This is a genomic window from Microbacterium sp. (genome assembly GCF_031988965.1).
Classification (GTDB): domain Bacteria; phylum Actinomycetota; class Actinomycetes; order Actinomycetales; family Microbacteriaceae; genus Microbacterium.
In genome coordinates this window covers 5362-5583 of the sequence record NZ_DALZXX010000168.1, presented here as the reverse complement: position 1 = coordinate 5583, position 222 = coordinate 5362, and the positions used below count along the sequence as shown (strand labels likewise).

Below are 222 nucleotides of genomic sequence, written 5' to 3'. Positions count from 1 at the left end.
GAGCCGCTCGTGGCCGGACGCCGCATCACGGGCTTCTCCGATGAGGAGGAGCGCATGGGTGGCCTCGCCGACCGCGCACCCTTCCTGTTGGAGTCGGCGCTGCGCGCGCAGGGTGCCGCTGTCGAGGTCACGGAGCCCTGGAGCGATCACACGATCGTCGACGGGCTGCTCATCACCGGGCAGAACCCGCAGTCTTCGGCATCCGCCGCGCGGGCGCTGGTC

1 pseudogene is annotated in these 222 nt (G+C 71.6%); it reads left to right on the top strand.

What is annotated here, in order from left to right:
* Positions 1-222: pseudogene (locus RTM68_RS16610) on the top strand (type 1 glutamine amidotransferase domain-containing protein); the annotation flags it as partial.